2 protein-coding genes are annotated in these 2264 nt (G+C 31.8%); one reads left to right on the forward strand and one right to left on the reverse strand.

Going from position 1 to position 2264, the window contains the following annotated elements; all coding sequences use genetic code 11:
• Positions 1-35 precede the first annotated feature (35 nt).
• Positions 36-392: a large conductance mechanosensitive channel protein MscL gene (gene mscL, locus HMPREF2930_RS07470; RefSeq protein ID WP_017174669.1), complete on the reverse strand. Its 357-nt coding sequence runs from the start codon at positions 390-392 to the stop codon at positions 36-38.
• A gap of 215 nt (positions 393-607) precedes the next feature.
• On the opposite strand from mscL, the gene HMPREF2930_RS07475 reads away from it, so the two are divergent.
• Entirely contained in the window at positions 608-2254 is a 1647-nt protein-coding gene (locus HMPREF2930_RS07475; protein ID WP_017174670.1) for a glycine betaine uptake BCCT transporter, read from the forward strand.
• The last annotated feature ends 10 nt before the right edge of the window (positions 2255-2264 follow it).

Here is a 2264-nt window from a genome sequence, read left to right on the forward strand (position 1 = left end):
TTATCTAGATACTTTATGTCCCGGACTCTTTTGATTTATTTATTTGTTTTTAAAAGATCTCGAATTTCTGTAAGTAATACCGTATTTGTATCAATTTCTTCTTCTGGTTCTTCTTTTCTTATAATTGTATTGGCAATCTTAACAAAGATAAATAATGCAAAAGCAACGATAATAAAATCAATAATTGACTGAATGAAAAGACCATACTTAATGCCCCAAATCTGCCAATCTTTAGCAAAATCGACCGAACCGAACAGTTTACCAATCAATGGCATGATAATATAAGTTACTAAGGATGATACAATTTTATTAAATGCTGCCCCCATAACTACAGCAATTGCTAAATCTAAAACATTTCCTTTAAATGCAAACTCTTTAAATTCTTTTAGCATAGTAATCTCCTATTTATTTGATTTTTATATAATATATCATACAAAACATAAATAAATTAGTAAATATTAAAATTAATGAAATTTGATTAAGATTAAAATGTTTGTTATTATATTAAAGTAGTTTACCGAAAAATTAATTAATTATTTTTATAATTAATTGTGTATTTTTCATTTTGAAAAAATTTAATATTAAGATGAAGGGAGTTATATTAGTTATGAATTCTTCTTCTGAATCAAGTAAGAAAGGAAAGAAATTTTCGCCGGTATTTATTTATAGTGCGATTATCGTAGCGATTATTGTACTAATTGGGGCAATTGTACCGGAACAATTCGATTCAATTACTAGTTCAATAAGTGGATGGATTACTGATAAACTTGGTTGGTATTATTTAATACTTACAACTATTATTGTTTTCTTCTGTGTCTTTTTAATTTTCAGTCCAATTGGGAAATTAAAACTTGGCAAACCTGATGATAAACCAGAGTTTAATACGATTTCATGGTTTGCCATGCTATTTAGTGCAGGTATGGGTATTGGTTTAGTATTCTATGGTGCAGCAGAACCTATGTCACACTTTGCAGCACCACCAACTGCTAGTCCAAAAACGACAGAAGCCTTTACTGAATCACTTCGTTCTACTTTCTTCCATTGGGGATTTCATGCTTGGGCAGTTTATGGTGTCGTAGCTCTTGCCTTAGCATACGCTCAATTTAGAAAAGATGAACCAGGACTTGTTTCTAGAACATTACGCCCATTGCTTGGAGATAAAGTAGAAGGACCTATTGGTACGATTATTGATGTACTTTCAGTATTCGCTACAGTAGTAGGGGTAGCTGTATCATTAGGTATGGGTGCATTACAAATTAACGGTGGTTTAAATTACTTATTTGGTGTCCCAAATAATGTATGGGTTCAATCACTTATTATTGTTGTTGTTACAATTTTATTTATTATTAGTGCTTGGTCTGGTCTAAGTAAAGGAATTCAATATTTAAGTAATGCTAATATTGGTTTAGGTACAATATTAATGATTGTTGCTTTAATTGTTGGACCGACTGTATTAATTTTGAACATGTTTACAAGTTCAATTGGTAGTTTGTTCAATACATTCTTATTCAACAGTTTTGATACAGCAGCATTAAATTCTCAAAAAAGAGAATGGATGTCTTCTTGGACACTATATTATTGGGGCTGGTGGTTAAGCTGGAGCCCATTCGTAGGTGTATTTATTGCACGTGTGTCTAAAGGACGTTCAATTCGTGAATTTATTTCAGGTGTATTACTTGTTCCGGCTCTAGTAAGTTTCTTATGGTTCAGTGTGTTTGGCGTATTAGGTATTGAAATGGGTAAAAAACATTCTGAGCTATTCAAGATGTCAGCAGAAACGCAACTCTTTGGCGTATTTAATCATTTACCTTTAGGAATGATTTTATCACTTGTTGCACTTATATTAATCGGTTCATTCTTTATTACATCAGCCGATTCAGCAACATTTGTATTAGGTATGCAAACAACATATGGCTCATTAGAACCATCTAACGTGGTAAAAGTAACATGGGGTATTGCACAATCTCTTATTGCCTTCATCTTACTCTTAGCAGGTGGTGGAGATGGCGCAGAAGCATTAGGCGCACTACAAAGTGCTGCAATTATTAGTGCATTACCATTCTCCTTTGTGGTCATACTAATGATGATTAGTTTCTATAAAGATGCTAACCAAGAACGCAAATTCTTAGGATTAACATTACAGCCTAATAAACATAGACTAAAAGAATATATTGAATATCAACAAAAAGACTATGAATCTGATATATTAGAAAAACGTCAAAATCGACGTAATGCAGAGAAAGCAGAACAATAATTAAAAAAAA

This window comes from Staphylococcus sp. HMSC068C09 (assembly GCF_001813735.1).
Classification (GTDB): Bacteria; Bacillota; Bacilli; order Staphylococcales; family Staphylococcaceae; genus Staphylococcus; species Staphylococcus hominis.

Coding starts and splice junctions, on each gene's coding strand:
- mscL (WP_017174669.1), bottom strand. CDS start 392: ATGCTAAAAGAATTTAAAGAGTTTGCATTTAAAGGAAATGTTTTAGAT.
- HMPREF2930_RS07475 (WP_017174670.1), top strand. CDS start 608: ATGAATTCTTCTTCTGAATCAAGTAAGAAAGGAAAGAAATTTTCGCCG.